This is a genomic window from Streptomyces sp. CNB091 (assembly GCF_000377965.1).
Genome location: NZ_KB899004.1, coordinates 115,179 through 134,341, shown reverse-complemented (window position 1 = coordinate 134,341; position 19,163 = coordinate 115,179). Strand labels below are relative to the sequence as shown.

16 protein-coding genes are annotated in these 19,163 nt (G+C 72.4%); 13 read left to right on the top strand and 3 right to left on the bottom strand.

Features of this window, described 5'->3' with window-relative positions:
- The first annotated feature begins 2 nt into the window (after positions 1–2).
- The 3 genes from D581_RS0125590 (at position 3) to D581_RS0125580 (ending at position 5,229) form a co-directional block, all read left to right on the top strand.
- Positions 3–1,553: an MFS transporter gene (locus tag D581_RS0125590; RefSeq protein ID WP_018960037.1), complete on the top strand. Its 1,551-nt coding sequence runs from the start codon at positions 3–5 to the stop codon at positions 1,551–1,553.
- A 180-nt stretch (positions 1,554–1,733) separates the two neighbouring features.
- Positions 1,734–2,603 carry a class I SAM-dependent methyltransferase gene (locus tag D581_RS0125585; protein ID WP_158688635.1) on the top strand — a complete coding sequence of 290 codons (870 nt, stop codon included), beginning with the start codon at positions 1,734–1,736 and terminating at the stop codon, positions 2,601–2,603.
- Between the two features lie 85 nt (positions 2,604–2,688).
- A complete protein-coding gene (locus D581_RS0125580) occupies positions 2,689–5,229 on the top strand; it encodes a LuxR C-terminal-related transcriptional regulator (RefSeq protein ID WP_018960035.1) in 2,541 nt (846 codons plus the stop codon).
- A gap of 34 nt (positions 5,230–5,263) precedes the next feature.
- Here D581_RS0125580 and D581_RS01000000137740 read toward each other — a convergent pair whose 3' ends face one another.
- Positions 5,264–5,557, bottom strand: a complete 294-nt coding sequence (locus tag D581_RS01000000137740; RefSeq protein ID WP_018960034.1) for a phosphopantetheine-binding protein — start codon at positions 5,555–5,557, stop codon at positions 5,264–5,266.
- A 58-nt stretch (positions 5,558–5,615) separates the two neighbouring features.
- The gene (locus tag D581_RS0125570; protein ID WP_018960033.1) at positions 5,616–6,650 is read right to left on the bottom strand and encodes a ketoacyl-ACP synthase III family protein; all 1,035 of its coding nucleotides are present in this window, start codon (positions 6,648–6,650) and stop codon (positions 5,616–5,618) included.
- 334 nt (positions 6,651–6,984) lie between these two features.
- Here D581_RS0125570 and D581_RS0125565 point away from each other — a divergent pair, with 334 nt between their 5' ends.
- The 8 genes from D581_RS0125565 to D581_RS0125530 all read left to right on the top strand — a co-directional run bounded on the left by D581_RS0125565 (position 6,985) and on the right by D581_RS0125530 (position 16,037).
- Positions 6,985–7,485, top strand: coding sequence for a PhzA/PhzB family protein (locus tag D581_RS0125565; RefSeq protein WP_018960032.1), 501 nt, complete (start codon positions 6,985–6,987; stop codon positions 7,483–7,485).
- Positions 7,486–7,537: 52 nt separating this feature from the next.
- The gene (locus tag D581_RS0125560) at positions 7,538–8,713 is read left to right on the top strand and encodes a 3-deoxy-7-phosphoheptulonate synthase (RefSeq protein WP_018960031.1); all 1,176 of its coding nucleotides are present in this window, start codon (positions 7,538–7,540) and stop codon (positions 8,711–8,713) included.
- Positions 8,714–8,735: 22 nt separating this feature from the next.
- The gene (locus D581_RS0125555; RefSeq protein WP_018960030.1) at positions 8,736–9,359 is read left to right on the top strand and encodes an isochorismatase family protein; all 624 of its coding nucleotides are present in this window, start codon (positions 8,736–8,738) and stop codon (positions 9,357–9,359) included.
- Entirely contained in the window at positions 9,356–11,239 is a 1,884-nt protein-coding gene (locus D581_RS0125550; protein ID WP_018960029.1) for a phenazine-specific anthranilate synthase component I, read from the top strand. Before D581_RS0125555 ends, D581_RS0125550 begins: the two co-directional genes overlap by 4 nt.
- 67 nt (positions 11,240–11,306) lie before the next feature.
- Entirely contained in the window at positions 11,307–12,158 is an 852-nt protein-coding gene (locus tag D581_RS0125545; RefSeq protein ID WP_018960028.1) for a PhzF family phenazine biosynthesis protein, read from the top strand.
- An 83-nt stretch (positions 12,159–12,241) separates the two neighbouring features.
- The gene (phzG, locus tag D581_RS0125540) at positions 12,242–12,904 is read left to right on the top strand and encodes a phenazine biosynthesis FMN-dependent oxidase PhzG (protein WP_018960027.1); all 663 of its coding nucleotides are present in this window, start codon (positions 12,242–12,244) and stop codon (positions 12,902–12,904) included.
- Positions 12,905–12,990: 86 nt separating this feature from the next.
- Entirely contained in the window at positions 12,991–14,628 is a 1,638-nt protein-coding gene (locus D581_RS01000000137735) for an amino acid adenylation domain-containing protein (protein ID WP_063738219.1), read from the top strand.
- Between the two features lie 41 nt (positions 14,629–14,669).
- A complete protein-coding gene (locus D581_RS0125530) occupies positions 14,670–16,037 on the top strand; it encodes an FAD-binding protein (protein ID WP_018960025.1) in 1,368 nt (455 codons plus the stop codon).
- A gap of 6 nt (positions 16,038–16,043) precedes the next feature.
- Here D581_RS0125530 and D581_RS01000000137730 read toward each other — a convergent pair whose 3' ends face one another.
- Positions 16,044–16,385, bottom strand: coding sequence for a hypothetical protein (locus tag D581_RS01000000137730; protein WP_063738213.1), 342 nt, complete (start codon positions 16,383–16,385; stop codon positions 16,044–16,046).
- Positions 16,386–16,582: 197 nt separating this feature from the next.
- On the opposite strand from D581_RS01000000137730, the gene D581_RS0125520 reads away from it, so the two are divergent.
- Positions 16,583–17,680 carry a phenylacetate--CoA ligase family protein gene (locus D581_RS0125520; RefSeq protein WP_018960023.1) on the top strand — a complete coding sequence of 366 codons (1,098 nt, stop codon included), beginning with the start codon at positions 16,583–16,585 and terminating at the stop codon, positions 17,678–17,680.
- A complete protein-coding gene (locus tag D581_RS0125515; protein WP_018960022.1) occupies positions 17,680–19,125 on the top strand; it encodes an aldehyde dehydrogenase family protein in 1,446 nt (481 codons plus the stop codon). Before D581_RS0125520 ends, D581_RS0125515 begins: the two co-directional genes overlap by 1 nt.
- The last annotated feature ends 38 nt before the right edge of the window (positions 19,126–19,163 follow it).

Below are 19,163 nucleotides of genomic sequence, written 5' to 3'. Positions count from 1 at the left end.
TGATGGACAACGCGCAACCCCGTGCGACGAAACGGGAGTGGATCGGGCTGGCCGTGTTGGCACTGCCCTCCATGCTGGTGACGATGGACCTCACCCTGCTGCACCTCGCCGTGCCGCAGATGAGCGCGGACCTTGATCCCAGCAGTTCCGAACTCCTGTGGATCACCGACATCTACGGTTTCGCGATCGCCGGCTTCCTCGTCACCATGGGCACCCTGGGCGACCGGGTGGGCCGCAGGCTGCTGCTCCTGATCGGCGCGGGGGCCTTCGGGCTGATGTCCGTGCTGACCGCGTACGCCACCTCGCCGGAGCTGCTGATCGCGGCCCGGGCACTGCTGGGCGTGGCGGGCGCGTGTCTGGCTCCGTCGACTCTGTCGCTGATCCGGAACATGTTTCCCCGGCCCGCCGAGCGGACCACGGCCGTCACGATCTGGTCGACGTCGTTCATGCTGGGCGGGGCGCTGGGCCCGGTCGTGGGCGGGGTGCTGCTGGAGTACTTCTGGTGGGGCTCGGTGTTCCTGCTGGCGGTGCCGGTGATGGTGGCCCTGCTCGCCCTCGGCCCCGTTCTGCTGCCCGAGCACCGCAACCCGGAGGGCCGGCGGGTCGACCTGGTGAGCTCGGCGCTGTCGCTGGTGGCGGTCCTCGCCGTGATCTACGGGCTGAAGGAGACCGCGAAGTACGGGATCGACACCGCGTCCGGGGCGGCCATCGTGGCCGGGCTGCTGGTCGGTTACGTGTTCGTGCGGCGCCAGGGGCGGCTGGAGCATCCCCTGCTGAACCTGCGTCTGTTCGCCGACCGGGCCTTCAGTTCGTCCCTGACGATCCTCCTCCTGACCGTCGTCTTCCTGATGGGGAACCAGTTCCTGATCGCCCAGTTCCTGCAGAGCGTGCTGGGGCTGTCTCCGCTGGAGACCGGGCTGTGGCTGCTGCCGGCCGTGCTGTCGGGGCTGGTGTCGGCGTTCGCGGCGATCACGCTCGTGCGCAGGGTGCGACCGGGTTATGTGTTCGCGGCGGGGCTGGTGCTGGCCGCCGTCGGCTTCGTCATCCTCAGCGGGGTCTCGGCGGGGGACGGTCCGGGGACGGTGCTGACGGCCTCCATCCTGATGTTCGTCGGAGTGACGCCGGTGGCGGCGCTCGGCGCCGACCTGATCGTCGGCGCGGCCCCTCCTGACCAGGCGGGACCGGCGGCCGCGCTCTCGGAGACGGCCCACGAGTTCGGCGGCGCGCTGGGCATCGCGCTGGTGGGCAGCATCGCGACCGCCGTGTACGGGCGCAGTCTGGCGGACGCGTATCCGTCGGGGGCTCCGACCGGGTCGGACGACACCCTCGCCGGCGCGCTGGAGACAGCGGCGGCGATGCCGGACCAGGCCGGTCAGGCGCTGATGGACGCGGCGCGGGAGGCGTTCGCCCTGGGGCTGCGCGTCAACTCGTTCGTGGCCGCGCCGATGATGCTGCTGCTGGGGGCCCTGGCCGCTTTCCTGCTGCGCCGGATCACGCCCGCCGCGCAGGAGGCGGACATGCCGACCGAGCCGGAGAAGGCCGCGGCCCACTGAACGGATCCGCCCGCGCCATCGTGCTGCCGCGGTGGTGCGGTCGGGCTCGTCCGGCCGCATAACACTTCCCAATGCCCGGGGAACGCTTCGCTATTGGACGCTGCCGAAACCCCGTGTTGGGATCGACAGCGGGTCCGGGGAGGGCAATTCGTCAGTCTCTCCCCAGCAAGGAGGCTGACCGTGTCAAGTACAGAGAAGACCGCCGAGATGCAGGAACTGTTCGACCGCGCGGCGAAGTCGTACGACCAGAGCGGTGTGGAGTTCTTCGGCCCGATCGGGCGCAGGCTCGTCGAGTTCTCCGGGATATCCGCCGGGAACCGGGTGCTGGACGTCGGCGCCGGCCGCGGCGCGGCGCTCTTCCCCGCTGCCGAGGCCGTGGGCGTCCGGGGTGAGGTGACCGGCATCGACATCTCCGAGGAGATGGTGGGGTACGCGAACGAGAGCATCGCCGCACTCGGGCTCGACCATGTCGGCGTGACCACGATGAACGGGCAGCGGCCGGAGTTCCCGGCGGGGCGGTTCGACGCGGTCATCGGCAGCTGCAGCCTGTTCATCTGGGTGAAGACCGCCGACGACGTGGTGCCCTACCGGGAGCTGCTGCGCTCCGGCGGCCGGTTCGCGACGGCGGCCCCGTCGTTCTTCTCCACCGTGCACGGCAAGTGGTCGCTGTTCCCCGACGCCGTCAGCGACCTCCTGATGCCGTACATGCTCCAGTCGCTCAAGCAGAACGGGACCTACGACTCCCAGTTCGCCGAGGCGGGCACGAACTGGCTCGTCAGCGAGGAGTCCATCCTCAAGACGCTCGCCGGGGCGGGTTTCGTGAACTGCGAGGTCGTCGAGGAGGACCTGCCGGTCGTCGTCACCTCCGGGCAGCAGTGGGTGGACTTCACCTACACCACCGGGATGCGCGGTATGTGGGAGCGCATCGAGGAGGAGGAGCGCGCACGGGTGGTCGCCGAGGTGTCCCGGCGGCTGGACGCCCTGCGCGCCGACGACGGGCTGATCACCGTACCGGTCCCGATCGTGTACGTGCGCGCCGTCGCGCCCTAGGCCCTCCGGGCGGACGGCGCCACTTTCGAAACACGCCCTGGCCGGGCCGGGCCGGGCGTGCCGCGCCCGGCGTAGGGGGAACCGAATGACCGTGCCAGTCCTGCCCGACGTGCGCACTGTGCCGCACGCTCCCGACACGGCGCATTCCGTGGTCGCGCGGTCGGCGGAGCTCGCGGAGATCGGCCGCTGTACGGCGGACCGGATGGGCGCGCTGCTGGTGGGCACGCCGGGTGTCGGCAAGAGCAGCCTGCTGGAGGCGGCGCTGGAGCAGGCGGGGCGGGCCGGGGCACGCATCGTGCGGGGTGAACATCTCGGTGAGCGGATACCGGCCGGCGTGCGGCGGGCCCGGGGCCGTCTGGTCATCGGCATCGACGACGTGCATCTGGCCGAGCGTGCCGTGTGGGGCGCGGCCCACCGGCTCGCCCACCAGGGTGAGGCCCTGCTGATCGCCACGGCCGAGACGGGCGCGCCGCTGCCCGAGGGGGTGCGGCGGCTGCTGGCCGGGCGGCGGATGCGCCGGCTGTGCGTGGCGGCGCTGGACCGCAGCGGCACCGCCGGCCTGCTGGCGGCGCGGCTGGGAGGCCCCGTCGGCGTCGACACCACCGAACGCTTCTGGGAGCTGTCGGGCGGCAACGCGCTGCTCCTGCGCGAGCTGACGGACCACGCCCGCGCCGAGGGAACGCTGCGCCGCACCGACGGCACCTGGCACTGGCCGGGCCCCTCCGGCCCCCCGGGCGACGGCCCGGCGGACCTGGTGGACCTGCTGCTGAGCGACCTCACACCGGACGAGCGCGAACTGGCGGGCATGCTGGCGCTCGCGGGCACGCTGGAGGCCGGGCTCGACGTCGTCGCCCGGCTCGGCGGCGCCGCCGAGTCCTTGCAGCGCCGCGGCATCCTGACCGCCGAGACCAGCGGCTACCGTCTCTCCCTGCGGCTGGATCCACCGCTGTACGGCGCCGTGCTCGCGGCGCGTCTGCCCGAGCTGACGGAGCGCCGGCTGCGCCTGCGGATCGCGGAGGCGATCGGGGCGACGGGCGCGCGCCGTCTGCACGACGCGGTGCGGATCGTACGGGTCACGGCAGGCACGGGGCGGCAGCCGGACGCGGAGCTGCGGGCAGCGGCGGCGACCGGGGCGCTGCACGCCGAGGACTTCGCGCTGGCGGAGAGCCTGTGCGCTTCCCTGTCGCGGAGTGCCGTCCCGGGGCCCGCCGCCCATGAGGCGCTCGTGATGCTGGGGGCGGCTCTCGCCGGGCAGCGGCGGTACATCGAGGCGGAGGCCTGCTTCGCGCGGCCCCCCCAGCGGGGCGAGGTGGTGCGCCGCCGTGCGCTCAACCTGGCGCTCGGGCTCGGCCGTCCTGCCGAGGCGGAGGCCGTCGCCGGCGCCGACCGGGGGGTGCGTGCGCTGGTCCGGCTGTTCAAGGACCGTGTCCCGGAGGCGCTGCGGCTGGCCGAACAGGCCGCGGCGGAGACCGGTGGCGCCGGGGACAGCGGGGATGCGCGACCGTTGCTGGCGCTGCTGCGGTATGTGTCGGGCGACGGCCGGGGCGCGCTGGCCTTGCTGCCGCGGCCCTCGTCGTCGAGGAACGGGGACTCGGGAGTGGATGCCGCCTTCCTATGCGGCTGGATCGCGCGGGCGACCTCGGGCCCCGCCGCGGTCGGGCCGGCGGTGGAGGGTCTGCGGGCGGACGGCGGGCCGCGCGCGCTCGCCCACGCCGACCTGCTGGAGGCCCAACTGCTGCGCGAAACCGGCCGGCAGACGCGCGCGGCCGCGTTGTCGCGCCGGGCGGCGGCGTACCACGGGCCGGCCGACTGGCTGACGACGCGGGCATGGCGTATCGCCCTGCTCGCGGGCGCGGTGGCGGAGTCGGACGATACGCGGGAGGCCGCTTCGCTGTTGCGGGAGGCGCGGGCCGCCGAGCAGGCGGAGCCCGGCCATCCGCTGATGGCGGACGCCGTCGCCCTGGAGGCCGCACGGGTGACCGCGTGCCTGGGCGACCGGGCCGGTGCGGCGCGGCAGGCTCTGGAGACGGCCGGGCGCGCCCTGCGGGCCGGGCGGCGCTCCCAAGGGCTCACCGCCCTGCACCTGGCCGCGCGGGCGGGGGCGGCCGGGCGGGCGCTGGCCCTGTGGCGGACGCACGCCTCGCCCGTGACGGTGGGCGCGCCCGTGGACGTGGTGCGGCTGCGTCACATACGCGCGCTCGCCCGGCGTGACGGATCGGCTCTGGACGATGTGTCGCACGCCTACGAGGAGTTGGGGCTGCTGCCGCTCGCGGCGGAGGCGTCGGCCCAGGCGGCCGGTGCGCACCGGTCCGCGGACGGTTCACGAGCGGCACGGGCCGCGCGCGGCCGTGGGGAGGCGCTGGCCGCGCGCTGTGAGACGGGGGTGCCCGCCTGGGCGGCGCCGCCCTGGGACGAACCGCGCACGCACCACGAACTCACCGCCCGGGAGCAGGAGGTGGCGGCGCTCGCGGGCGCCCGGCTGTCGAACCAGGAGATCGCCGACCGGCTCGTCCTGTCGGTGCGGACCGTGGAGAACCACCTCTACCGGGCGTACGCCAAGCTGGGCGTGACCAGCAGGGCGGAGCTCGCGGTGCGCCCGGTGGCGGGCGCGGGCCGCACGGGTTGACCCCGGGCGCGGCCCGCGCCCCGGCACCGGGGCGTCAGCCGGCGGTATCGCGCTCCTGCTCCTTCAGCGTCCGGACGATCAGCTCGTTCCAGGCGGCGTAGGTGGGCGACGCGGCGAGATCACCGAAGGTGGCGGTCAGTCCCGCACGTCGCCATTTGGTGGCCAGGCGCATCATCTGAAGTGATTCCAGGCCGAGTTGGATGAGGTTGGCATCGTCCTCGATCTCCGCGGGCGCGATGCCGATCAGCGCGGCCAGGGCGGTGCGCAGCTCCTCTCCGGCGACTAGGGGAACCTGGGGCCGGGTGCGGCCGGGCGTGGCATCAGTCATGAGGTCGGGCGAATCCTTCCGTACGGCACGGGCGGCGACAGGGTGAGGGGGCACCTCTCTAGGACACGGCCGGTTCGCCGACGATCTCCACGATGGCGACCCCGGCTTCGAAACCAGGGCTGCCGGTGAACAGCAGCACCTTGTCCCCCTGGCCGACCTGACCGGTGGCGCACAGGTGGTGCAGGCCGATGAACACGTCGGCGGCGCTGATGTGCCCGACCTTGCTGGTGTGCTCCCAGATGCCGGATTCCAGATCGAAGCCGATCGGATCGAGGAACTGGTCGCGCAGGGCGTCGAGGGTGGCGCTGGGGTGGCAGACCCGCTTGATGTCGCCGGCGGTGATGCCGGCGTCCGCCAGGGCCACGTCGAGGGCTTTCTGGAGCACTTCGCCGGGGTGCTCCATGGGTGGCGTGTTGCCCTTCGCCCATTCGTCCATCCAGAACTTGACGCGCTCCTCGTAGTCCAGCGCTCGGCCGACCGTCACGGCGGGCGGGAAGATCGGCTCGCTGCCGCGGTGCAGGGACTCCATACCGGGTGCGGAGTACGTGCCGATGGACAGCAGCTTCGCCAGGCCGCCGGATCGGGAGACGACGGCGGCCGCGGCGCCGTCACCGAAGATCGACAGGCGCGACGTCGTCCAGCGGTCGACGAGCGGGGCAGAGTAGTTGTCGGCAGCGGTGACGAGGACGGCGGACTTGCTGCTGTCGCACGCGAGCCGGTGCGCCGAGAAAGCAAGGGCGCTCAACATTCCCTGGCAGCCCTGTTTGATTTCCAGCGCCGTTATCGGAGTGTTCAGCGTGTTGTGGAGAATGTAGTGAGCCGGGGACCAGCCGTCGGGCCCCTGGTGATAGGCGGACGCGTGGAAAAGCGCACCGAAATCCTCGGGAGCGTGCCCGGATCCGCGAATTGCCTCTCCGGCGGCCAGGACCGCCATTTCCGGGGCCGACAGCGCGTCCCCGATCGCCACCGACTCCAGGCCCGACGCCTCCCGCGCCTGGGCCTCGTACCAGCCTTCCTGGACGGCCTTCTCCGTGGTGACCAGGCCGGGGACGTGGGTGCCGAGTCCGGCGAGGTAGGTGTTCTCGAACTTCATCGTCGTTCCCTTCGGACGCCCTCACACGAATCGCGGGCGAAGTGTGCCCACAGCCGAACACGCTGGAGGGGGCCCGGTCCTGAGTAGCCACCACTCAGTTCCAGCCGCACTACTCAGTTCTCTCCGGTGGCGTGAAATCTTCACCGGAGCCCGCACAGACGGCCGCTTTCACCAGCGAGTTGACATTCCTCTGACGCTGCCGGGAGTCACTTTTTGCACAGAGTTTGCCTAGCCTGACACTGGCCTGAGTGTTCTTTTCTTGCAGCCCCCGGATACGACCGGCAGTATCTGGGTCGACGAGCCGAACGCACCTTCGTACAGGGGGAAAACAAGCATGCCCGACGTCGCCCAGAGCATCAGTTTCAGCAACGAGGACGCCGACCAGGCCGAGCTCCGCCGGAAGAACCGCCGCACGGTCGAGACGTACATGGCCGCCCTCGGCGAGGCGAGGCTGACCCGGCATCTCCTGTTCACCGAGGACGGCGTGGGCGGGCTGTGGACCACCGACACCGGCGCACCCATCCGCATCAGCGGGCGGGACACGCTCGGCGAGCACGCCGTCTGGTCGCTGAAGACCTTCCCGGACTGGGAGTGGTACAACGTCGAGATCTTCGAGACCCAGGACCCGAACCGTTTCTGGGTGGAGTGCGACGGCCGCGGCAAGATTCTTTTCGCCGACTATCCCGAGGGTTACTACGAGAACCACTTCCTGCACTCCTTCGAGCTGGTCGACGGGAAGATCAAGCTCCAGCGCGAGTTCATGAACCCGTTCGACCAGCTGCGCGCCCTGGGCATTCCGGTCCCCGAGATCAAGCGCGCGGGCATCCCCACCTGACGCCGTCGATCGCCTCCCATTCCGTCTCGCCCCCCGCCTCCCTGGAGATTCCGTGGAAGAAGTGCTGCGCGACATCCGCACCCGCGAGGCTCGGCAGCAGCCCGCCTGGCCGGACCCGGCCCAGGTGGCGAGGGTGCGCGAGAGCCTGTCGGTCCGGCCGGCCCTCGTGCGCCCCGACGACCTCGCCGTGCTGCGCGGAGCACTGGCCCGGGTCGCCGCCGGGGACGCCCTGGTCGTCCAGGCCGGTGACTGCGCCGAGGATCCCGCGGAGTGCACGCCCGTCGACGTCTCCCGCAAGGTCGCGCTCCTCGACCTGCTGGCGGGCACGCTCCGGATGACCGCGCACAAGCCGGTCGTACGGGTGGGCCGGATCGCCGGCCAGTACGCCAAGCCTCGCTCGCGGGACACCGAGGAGATCGGCGGCGTCCTGCTGCCCGCCTTCCGCGGCCATATGGTCAACGGGCCCGAACCGGGTCCGGAGACGCGGGCGTTGGACCCGCTGCGCATCCTCACCTGCACCATGGCCGCCGACGACATCATGCGCAGCCTCGGCTGGCAGGGGCCGGATCCGCTGCACGATCCGCTGGGACCGCCGGTGTGGACCAGTCACGAGGCTCTGCTCCTCGACTACGAGCTGCCGATGCTGCGCCGTGACGACGACGGCCGCCCCTACCTCGGTTCCACCCACTGGCCGTGGATCGGCGAACGCACCCGCCAGCCGGACGGCGCGCACGTTGCGCTGCTGGCCAAGGCCGCCAACCCGGTCGGCTGCAAGATAGGTCCGACGACCACACCGCAGGAGTTGCTGGCCCTGTGCGAGCGGCTGGACCCCGACAGGGTGCCGGGCCGGCTGACGCTCATCGCCCGCATGGGCGCGGATCTGGTGCACGACCGACTTCCCCCGCTGGTCGGGGCGGTGCGGGCAGCCGGGCACCCGGTGATCTGGCTGACCGACCCGATGCACGGCAACACCGTCACGGCGCCCGACGGCCACAAGACCCGGCTGGTGACCACCATCGTGCGCGAGATACGGCACTTCCAGGAGGCGGTCGGCAGCGAGGGCGGCGTCTGCGGCGGGCTGCACCTGGAGACCACCCCGCACGACGTCACCGAGTGCCTGGACCCGAACGCCGGCCTGTCGGGCGTCGGAGACAAGTACCTGACGTACTGCGACCCGCGGCTCAATCCTCAGCAGGCCCTCTCCGTCGTCTCCGCCTGGAGCGCCTGAACCCGAACCGGAGGCCCATCCCTTGCCTGGAATTCCCCGCATCCACCCGTACGCCCTCCCCACAGCGGCGGAGCTGCCGGCCAACACCGCCCGCTGGACACCGGATCCGCGGCGCGCCGTGCTGCTGGTGCACGACATGCAGCGGTTCTTCCTGGCCCCGTTCCCCGACGAGGTGCGCGCCCCGCTGGTGAGCAACGCGGCGGCGCTGCGCGACGGCCTCGCGGCCGCCGGGGCCCAGGTCGCCTACACGGCGCAGCCGGGCAGCATGAGCGATGAGGAACGGGGTCTGCTCATGGACTTCTGGGGCCCCGGCATGCGCAAGGAGCCCGCCGACCGGGCGGTCGTCGACGCGCTCGCACCCCGCGAGGGCGACTGGGAGCTGACGAAGTGGCGCTACAGCGCCTTCCACCGCTCGCCGCTGCTGGAGCGCATGCGGGCGGACGGACGCGACCAGCTCATCCTGTGCGGGGTGTACGCGCACGTCGGTGTGCTGATGACGGCGGTCGAGGCGTTCTCCCACGACATCCGCACCTTCCTGGTGGCCGACGCGGTCGCCGACTTCGACGCTCGGCACCACAGGATGGCTCTGGAGTACGCGGCGGCCCGCTGCGCGATGGTGGTCAGCACCAAGGAGATCCTCACGTGAGCGGCATACCGGTGGACCTTCTGGCACAGGTGCTGGACGGCACGTCCGGGCCCTTCGCCCTGCTGCACCGGCCCGAGTCGGGCGGCGGCGACGCGATCGACGTGCTGGTCGGCGAGGTCAGCACGCCGGCGGTCCTCTCCGACATCTCCCTGCCGGAACCGGACGCGGACCGTACCGGCGCCCGTCACGAAGTGCTCGCGGTGCTGCCGTACCGGCAGATCACCGAGCGCGGGTTCACGGCACCCGACGACGGGGCGCCCTTGATCGCGCTGTCCGTCACCGGGCAGCAGCGACTGGCCCCGGCCGACCTGCTCCCGCGCATCCCTCAGGTGCCGACGCCGTTGACCGGAGCGCACTTCGACGTGGACGACGCCGACTACGCGCGGCGGGTGCGCCGCGTCGTGGACGAGGCGATCGGGACGGGCGAGGGCGCGAACTTCGTCCTCAAGCGGTCCTTCGTCGCCCACATCGACGGGTTCGGGCCGCACTCCGCGCTCGCGTTCTTCTCCCGGCTGATGCGGCTGGAGGCAGGCGCGTACTGGACGTTCCTCATCCACACCGGAGAGCGCACCCTGGTCGGCGCGACCCCCGAGCGGCACGTGAGCCTGCGGGCGGGCACCGCGGTGATGAACCCGGTCAGCGGCACCTACCGCTATCCGCCGTCCGGTCCCACCCTCCCGGAGCTGATGGCCTTCCTGGACGACCGCAAGGAAGCCGACGAGCTGTACATGGTCGTCGACGAAGAGCTCAAGATGATGGCCCGGATCTGCGAGTCGGGCGGCCGGGTCCACGGTCCGTACCTCAAGGAGATGGCACGGCTCGCGCACACCGAGTACGTCATCGAGGGCCGTACGGGACGCGACGTCCGCGAGATCCTGCGGGAGACGATGTTCGCGCCGACGGTGACCGGTTCGCCGCTGGAGAGCGCCTGCCGGGTGATCGCCTCGTACGAGCCGGACGGCCGCGGCTACTACAGCGGGGTGGCCGCGCTGATCGGGCGCGACGACGACGGGGAGCGGGCCCTGGACTCCGCGATCCTCATCCGCACCGCGGACATCGACGCTTCCGGGCGGGTCGAGATCGGGGTGGGCGCCACCCTGGTGCGCCACTCGGACCCGGTGCAGGAGGCCGCGGAGACCCGCGCCAAGGCAGCCGGTCTGATCGCCGCCCTTGAGGCCGGCCGCACCGGTGCGTTCGCCGCGCATCCCGACGTACGGGCCCGGCTGGCCCGCCGCAACGAGGAGCTGTCCGCCTTCTGGCTCGGCGGCCCCGACGCGGGCCCCGCCGCGGCGGCCGGGCCGACGGGCCACCGGGTGCTGGTGGTGGACGCCGAGGACAGCTTCACGGCGATGATCGCGGGGCAACTGCGCGCGCTGGGACTGGAGGTGGAACTGAGGCGCTTCGACGAGGCCTACTCCTTCGACGACCACGACCTGGTGGTCATGGGCCCCGGCCCCGGCGACCCGGGCCACGCGGAGGACCCTCGGATCGGTCATCTGCACACGGCGGTGGGGGCGTTGCTCGCCGGTCGGCAGCCGTTCCTCGCGGTCTGTCTGAGCCACCAGGTGCTCGCCCTCACCCTGGGTCTGGAGCTGCGGCGGCTGCCCCGGCCGCGCCAGGGGCTGCAGAAGGAGATCGACTTCTTCGGCGAACGCCGGCGGGTCGGCTTCTACAACACCTTCGCCGCGCACAGTCCCGAGGACAAGAAGGAGGTCGACGGGCTCGGTGTCGTCGAGATCAACCGCGACGCGGCCTCCGGCGAGGTGTACGGGCTGCGCGGCCCGCACTTCATGAGCATGCAGTTCCACGCCGAGTCCCTGCTCACCCAGCACGGGCCGGACATCCTCGCCGACGCCGTACGGAACGTGCTCGGCGCCTGAAGCACCACCGCCGGGCCCACTTCCGGCAACGACCGTTTGAACCCCAGCACACGAAAAAGGGATCCGGATGCACTCCTATGTGGTCGTCGACGCCTTCGCCACCGAGCCCCTGACCGGCAACCCGGTCGCTGTCTTCTTCGACGCCGATGACCTGACGGCGACTCAGATGCAGTCGATCGCGGCGGAGATGAACCTCTCGGAGTCCACGTTCCTGCTGCGGCCCCGGCGCGGCGGCGATGCCCGCGTCCGGGTCTTCACCCCGGTCAACGAACTGCCGTTCGCCGGTCACCCGCTGCTGGGCACCGCCATCGCGTACGGCAACCACCACCCGCGCGAGAGCTTCCCCGCCGACCGGCTGCGGCTGGAGACGGAGATGGGCACCGTGCCCTTCGAGCTGGAGCGCACCGGCGACCTCGTCACGGCGGCCCGGATGGAACAGCCGATCCCCACCTGGCAGCCCTTCGACCGGCGCGAGGAACTGCTGGCCGCGCTGGGCGTGCGGGAGACGGCCCTTCCGGTGGACATCTACCGCAACGGACCTAGGCACGTCCTCGTCGCCCTCGGCAGCACCGAGGAGCTGTCCGCGCTCCACCCCGACCACCGGGCCCTGTCCGCGTTCGAGGACATGGCCGCCAACTGCTTCGCCGGTTCGGGGTCCGCGTGGCGCAGCAGGATGTTCTCGCCCGCCTACGGCGTCGTCGAGGACGCGGCCACAGGTTCGGCGGCCGGACCGATCGCCATCCACCTCGCGCGGCACGAGCTGATCGACTTCGGGCAGCCGATCGTCATCACCCAGGGGGTGGAGATGGGCCGCCCCTCCCCCATGCGTGCGGTTGCCGAGGGCAGTGCGGAGAAGGTGACACGGGTCGAGGTCGGGGGCGACGGGGCGATGGTCCTCGAAGGCAGGCTGCTGGTGTGAGCCACACGCTCGCGGCGGCCGCCCCACGGGGCCGGCCGCCGCGTGCTCACGTCCGCCCGCGCGTGCACGACCAGGAGGCAACCGTGACCAGCACCTACCCGACCCCGAGCAGGTCGGAGAGCCTGACCGCCGATATCACCGTCCCGTTTCCCGCATTCGAGGATCCGCCGGCCGAACCGGTCGCGCTGCTGCGCGCCTGGCTGACGGAGGCGGTGCGACGCGAGGTGCGCGAACCCCGCGCGCTCGCCCTGGGGACCGCCGACGCCGACGGCCGCCCCTCGACCCGCATCGTCGTCGCGGGCGAGGTGACCGACCGGGGCCTGGTCTTCCTCACTCACCGCGGCAGCCGCAAAGGCCGTGAACTGGCCGTCAATCCCTGGGCGTCCGGGGTGCTGTACTGGCGCGAGACCAGTCAGCAGATCTCGGTGTCGGGTCCGGTGACCCCGTTGTCGGACGAGGCCGTCGAGGCCCTGTGGCGGGCTCGCCCCGTCTTCACCCACGCCATGACCACCGCTTCGCGCCAGAGCGAACCGCTGGACGGCCCCGAGGACGTGGCCGCACTTCGGGCGCGCGCCCTGGAGCTGGCCCGGGAAGGGCGGGCGCTGCCCTGCCCGCCCACCTTCGCCGCGTACGAACTCCGTTTCGACAGGGTGGAGTTCTGGGCGGACGGCCGCGACCGGCTGCACGAGCGGTTGCAGTACGAGCGCGAGGGCGGCCAGTGGCGGGTCGTCCGGCTCCAGCCCTGAGCCCGGGGCACTCCTCCGCCTCCCCGGCGCACCCGCGCCGGCTCCCCCAGCGCACCCCTTCCATCGACGCGAAACGCGAGAAGACCATGCAGGCTGCCGCCGACTCCCCCGCCGCGACCGGTCCCTTCCTCCATTCCGGCTTCCGGGCATCGGCCCTGCGTTCCCCGGACCGCCCCGCGCTCCTGCTGGACGGGCGCGCCTGGACCTACCGCGAGCTGGACGCCACAGCCCTGCGCTGGGCGGCCGCGCTCGCCGCCGGCGGGGCCGGCCCGCGACGGGTGGGGGTGCTCGGCCACCGCTCCCCCGTCACCTACACCGGGTTCCTGGCGGCCCTCTACGCCGGGGCGACCGTGGTTCCGCTGAACCGGAAGTACCCGGCCGCCCGCAACCGGGACATCCTGGAGCGCGCGGAGGTCGACGCCCTGTTGGTCGACGACCGGGCCGCCGCGTCGCTGGCGGGGCTGCTCGACGGCATGAAGAAGGTGCCGCGGCTGCTGCTGCCGGAGAGCGACGAGCGGCCGGGCGGGCCGGCCGACGACGCCGTCGTGCTCACCCGCACGGACCTCGCCGGCCAGGCCCCGCTCACCGAGCCCGTGGCCCGGCCGCAGGAGAGTGCGTACCTGCTGTTCACATCGGGTTCGACCGGCCGCCCCAAGGGAGTGCCGGTCTCCCACGCCAACGTCGTCGCGTTCCTGGACGCCAACACGCGGCGGTACGGGTTCGGCCCGGACGACCGCTTCACCAACACCTTCGACCAGACCTTCGACCTCTCGGTGTTCGACCTGTTCATGGCCTGGGGCAGTGGCGGTTGTCTGCTGCCGATGGACGCCGCGGAGCTGGCCGAGCCGCTGGACTTCGTGCGGGAGCACGAGGTGACGGTGTGGTTCTCGGTGCCCTCGGTGGCCGTCCTCCAACAGCGACGCGGGACGCTGAAACCCAGCAGCCTGCCGTCGCTGCGCTGGAGCCTCTTCTGCGGCGAGGCCCTGGCCGTGTCCACCGCGCAGGCCTGGCAGGAGGCGGCCGACGAGTCCGTGCTGGAGAACCTGTACGGGCCGACCGAGGCCACCATCGCCGCCCTGGCACACCGCTGGGACGCCGACGCCTCGCCCGCGTCGGCGGTGAACGGCGTCGTGCCGATCGGTTCCCCGTACCCGGGCACCACCGCCACGGTCCGTGCCGAGGACGGGACCGTGCTCCCGGACGGCACGACCGGCGAACTGTGCCTTGCCGGGCCGCAGGTCTTCGACGGGTATCTCGACGCCCCCGAGCAGACCCGGCGCGCCTTCCACACGACGGCCGGCCCCGACGGAGCCCCCGGACGCGCCTACCGCACCGGCGACCTGGCCCGGCGGCTGCCGGACGGCCAGTTCGTGTACCTCGGCCGCACCGACACCCAGGTCAAGATTCTCGGGCACCGCATCGAGACGGGCGAGGTGGAAGCGCACCTGCTGCGGCAGCCGGGGGTGGCTCAGGCCGTGGTGGTGGCGGTGCCGGGGGACGACGAGGGCACGACCGTGCTGGCGGCCGTCCTGTCCGGGGAGACGCTGGACGAGGACGCCGTGGAGGCGGTGGACGACGGGCTGCGCTCGGCCGTGCCGCCGTACATGATCCCGCTCACCTACCACCTGGCGGACGTGCTGCCGCTGAACGCCAACGGGAAGGTGGACCGGGGGGCGCTGCGCGAGGACGTCGTCTCCGGCCGCCTGGAACCCGTACTGCTGTGACCCGTCCTTCGAGCAACCGCGTCCGTCGAGGAGTGCATTCCGTGAATCCTGCCCTGACCGCCCTCGGTGACCAGGTGCGCGGCGAGGTCCTGCTGCCGGGCGACGACGGGTTCGACGCCCGGTGCGCCGGCTTCCAGACGGCCTACCGGCATCGCCCCGACGTGCTCGTGCGGGCGGCGGACGAGGCGGACGTCGCCGCCGCCGTCGCGTGCGCCGCCGGGCTCGGCATGCCGGTGGCCGTTCAGGCGACCGGACACGGGCTCTCGGTGCCGGCGGCGGGAGGGCTGCTGGTGCGCACGGACGCGCTGAAGGGCGTCGTCGTGGACGCCGCCGCCCGTACGGCGAGGGTCGGGGCAGGGACCCGGTTCGCGGCGGTGGTCGAGGCCGCCGCCCGCTACGGACTCGCCCCGCTCAACGGCTCGGCGCCGGGTGTCGGCGTCGTCGGATATGTGCTGGGCGGCGGACTGGGGCTGCTGGCAAGGGAGTTCGGGTACGCGGCGGACCATGTGCGATCGGTGCGCCTGGTCACGCCGGACGGCACCCCGGTCACGGTGACCGCGCAGAGCGAACCCGATCTGTTCTGGGCACTGCGCGGCGGCGGAGGCAACTTCGGCGTGGTGACCGCCCTGGACATCGAGCTGATGCCGGTGACCAGGATCTACGGCGGCGAGCTGGCCTTCGACCTGGCCCGTCACCCCGGTCTGCTCGCCGCCTACCTGCGCTGGACGCGCGACCTGCCCGAGGCCCTCACATCGTCGGTCTCGCTCGTCGCCCATCCGGATCTGCCCATGTTCCCCGCGCACCTTCGGGGACGGTTCACCGCGCAGGTGCGCATCGCGTACACCGGGGACTCCCGGCTGGGCGCCGAACTCGTCGCCCCGCTGCGGGAACTGGGGCCGCTGCTGGCCGACACCGTCGCCGAGATGCCGTACACCGAGTGCGCGGAGATCTACCGCGACCCTCCGATGCCGCACGCCTACCAGGGTGACAACGCGCTGCTGCGGGACTTCGGCCCCGAGCAGGCCGACGAGGTCACGGCGCTGGCCGGGCCGGGCGCCGCCGTGCCCTGCGTGGTGGACGTACGTCATCTCGGCGGGCAGCTCGGCCGGCCGCCGAAGTGGGCGAACGCGGTGGGCCATCGGTCGGCCGGATATCTGCTGCGGGTGCTGACACCGCTGACGGGGGCCGGGCGGGAACAGGTCGCGGCGGCACAGGCCGCGGTGCTCGGGGTGGCGTCGCGGGAGCGAGTGGGGCGGTTCCAGAATCTGGTGTACGGCGGGTACGCCGAGGGGCCACCCGCCGAGGACTTCTGGGAGGCGGCCGACCTGCGTCGCCTGGCGAAGCTGAAGGCGACGCACGATCCGCGGAACCTGTTCCGGTTCAACCGGAACATCCGGCCCGCGCACTGAGTCCGCTCACTCCGTCCCGGGCGGCGCGGGGCGGCGGCCGGACGCCGAAAGGTGCTCGGCGACACCGGGACCGGTGGTGGCGACGACGTCGAACCAGGCCCGGAAGTCGACGGGATGGCCGATCCGTACGGCGGGGCTGCCCGGCAGCACGGCGTCGCGGGCGGCCTCCTGCGACTCCCACAGCAGGACCGCCCCCCAGCGGCGGGTGTCCGGGTCGGAGATCCACACCTTGAGCAGCAGTCCCGGTATCTCCGCCCAGTGCTTCTCCTCGGCCGCGACGAAGTCCTGGAGCGTTTCGGCGTTCTCGTCGGCGTCGGTGAGATCCCACCAGGCGATCATCGCTCTCATCGGCCGTCCCGCACTTTCCCCCGTGTTCACGATTCCCCTTCCTTTCCGGCACAGCGACTCAGTTCCCTTTGCGCCGCGCCCCATTGTGCACGGTCCACCGCGTCGGCCATTGAGTGGTAACTACTCAGGATCCACGCGTTCGCGCGGTGCTCGAATGTCCCATACACCCAAGACGTAGAAGTTCTCTGGAGGAACGAGTGGCTTCCGCCGACCCGAAGATTCTTGACCTTCCGTACGACGCGGACCCTGATCCCGACGAGGTGGTGAGGGCCGCGATGGAGTGGCACTTCCATCCGGAGACCGGATCCCGCTACTGGCTCGAGCGGGCCCGCACCCTCGACTTCGACCCGCGCGCCGACGTCAGGAGCCACGCGGACCTGAGCCTGTTCCCGCAGGTCGCCAACGAACTCCGGGAGGTCCCGGTCGCCGACCTGGTGCCGCGCGGCTACGGTCCGCACCCCGACATCGTCGGCGTCTTCGAGAGCGGCGGCACCACCGGCGCGCCCAAGCGCGTGGTCTGCCCGGCCGACTGGCTGGAGAAGCTGGTGGGCTGGAGCAACGCCAACCTCGACGTGCACGGCTTTCCGCGCGGGGTGGACTGGCTGGGCATCACCCCCTCCGGGCCGCACATCGTCGGCGAGATCTTCCGCCGCTCCGCCGCCACCCACGGCCGGTACGGCTTCCAGGTCGACCTGGACCCCCGCTGGGTGAAGCGGCTGGTCGCGCAGGGCGGCGGCAGCCAGGCCGACGCCTACGCGGAGCACGTCATCGACCAGGCGGCGCACATCCTGCGCACCCAGGACATCGGCGTGATGACGGTGACACCGCCGCTGCTGGAGCGCATCGCCCGCCGCGACGATCTGGTCGACCTGATCAACTCGAAGGTCAAGGCGATCCGTTGGGGCGGCACCCAGATGGACCCCGACACGGCGGCGCTGTACCGCACCGAGATCTTCCCCGACGCGATCCTCTACGGGCACTACGGAAGCACGATGATCCTCGGTATCGCCGGGCAGCGGCACGGCTCGGAGCCCGGCGAGTCCTGTGTCTTTGACACCTTCTCCCCCTACATCACCTTCGAAGTGGTCCGGCCCGGCGGCGGTCCGGTGGCCTACGGGGAGCGTGGCCAGGTGGTCATGCACCACGTGAGCAAGGCGCTGCTGCTGCCGAACAACCTGGAGCGGGACACCGCGGTGCGGGTCGCGGCGCCCGAGGGCACGAAGGGCGACTCCGCGGCGGACATCGCGCCGGTGGCCCGCTTCGACGACGAGGACGTCATCGAGGGGGTCTACTGATGAGCGCCGAGGGGACGATCGAGACCGCGCGGGCCGGGCTGCCGGTCCAGCGCGCCGCCCGGCCGTCCGCCGACGAGCCCGTCCTGCTGGACGCCCAGGGCCCGCGGGGCCCCTACCGCACCAACAACCGACAGGACGTCACGGACGTGACGGGCACCGTCGTGGCGGAGATGAGCCTGGTGCCCACCCTGTTCGCGGACCGGGCGATGAAGGCGCTGCACGCCGCGCGCCCGCTGCCGGCCGCCGAGCGGGCGGCGGCGCTCGCCCGGGCCGCCGAACTGTTCCGCACGGGCACCCTGGGCGGGCTGACCGTCGCCCGCTACCAGGAGCTGGTGAGCCGGGTGTCGGGGCTGCCGATCCGGGTGGTCGAGCAGGCGACCGCCACCTGCGCGGAGCGGGTCGCGGCCTCGTACCGCAGTGTTCAGCTGGCGCGTCCCGCGGGGGCGGTGGCCGACGCGGACGATCCGCTCGTACGCAGTGCGCAGGCGGTGTGGACCCGGCGCGGCGAGGTGCTCGCCGTGCATGTGCCGGGCAACCACCCGGGGACGCACGGGTTCTGGCCGGAGGCGCTGGCGGTCGGCTACCGGGTGGCGGTCCGGCCCTCCGCCCGGGAGCCGTTCACCGCGCACCGGCTGGTGCTGGCCCTGCGCGAGGCCGGCTTCGGGGCGGACCGGGTCATGCTTCTGCCGTGCTCCCACGAGACGGCGGACTCCCTGGTACGGGAGGCGGATCTGGCGTACGGCGGCGACGAGGTGATCCGTCGGTACGCGGATGATCCGCGCGTGCTGTCGCTGCGGCCGGGCCGCTCGAAGATCCTGCTCACCGCCGGGGTGGAGTGGCGCGATCACCTCGACATGATCGTCGACTCAGCGGTACGGCACGCGGGCAGCGGCTGCGTCAACGTGACCGGCGTCCTGGTGGAGGGCGATCCCGCCCCGCTGGCCGGGGCGATCGCCGAGCGGCTGGCGGCGCTGCCGAGCCTGCCGCCGCACGACGAGCAGGCGTGCCTGCCGGTGCAGCACGCCAAGTCGGCGCGGGCGCTGGAGAAGTTCGTCCTGGGCCGGGCCGAGGGCACGCGCGCCTGGCTGGGCGGCAGCGGGTTCGCCGACGAACTCGGCGACGGCAGCGCGGTGCTGCGCCCGGTCGTCCACCAGCTGGACTCGGCGCTCGCGCCCCAGCTGGGAGCCGAAGTGCCCTTTCCGTGCGTGTGGGTGGCGCCGTGGAGCCGCGACGACGACATCGAGCCGTTCCAGGACACGCTGGTGCTGACCGTCGTCACCGCGGGCGACCGGGACGCCGACCTGGTGGAGGCGCTGCTGGACGAGCCGACGGTGAGCAATCTGCACATCGGCAGCCATGCCACGCACTGGCACCGGCCCGGTCTGCCGCACGACGGGTACCTGGGGGAATTCCTGATGCGGAGCAAGACGGTCGTCCGTCGGTGAGCCCTTCGCGGCGGGGCTCATAAGGATGCCTTCTGCGG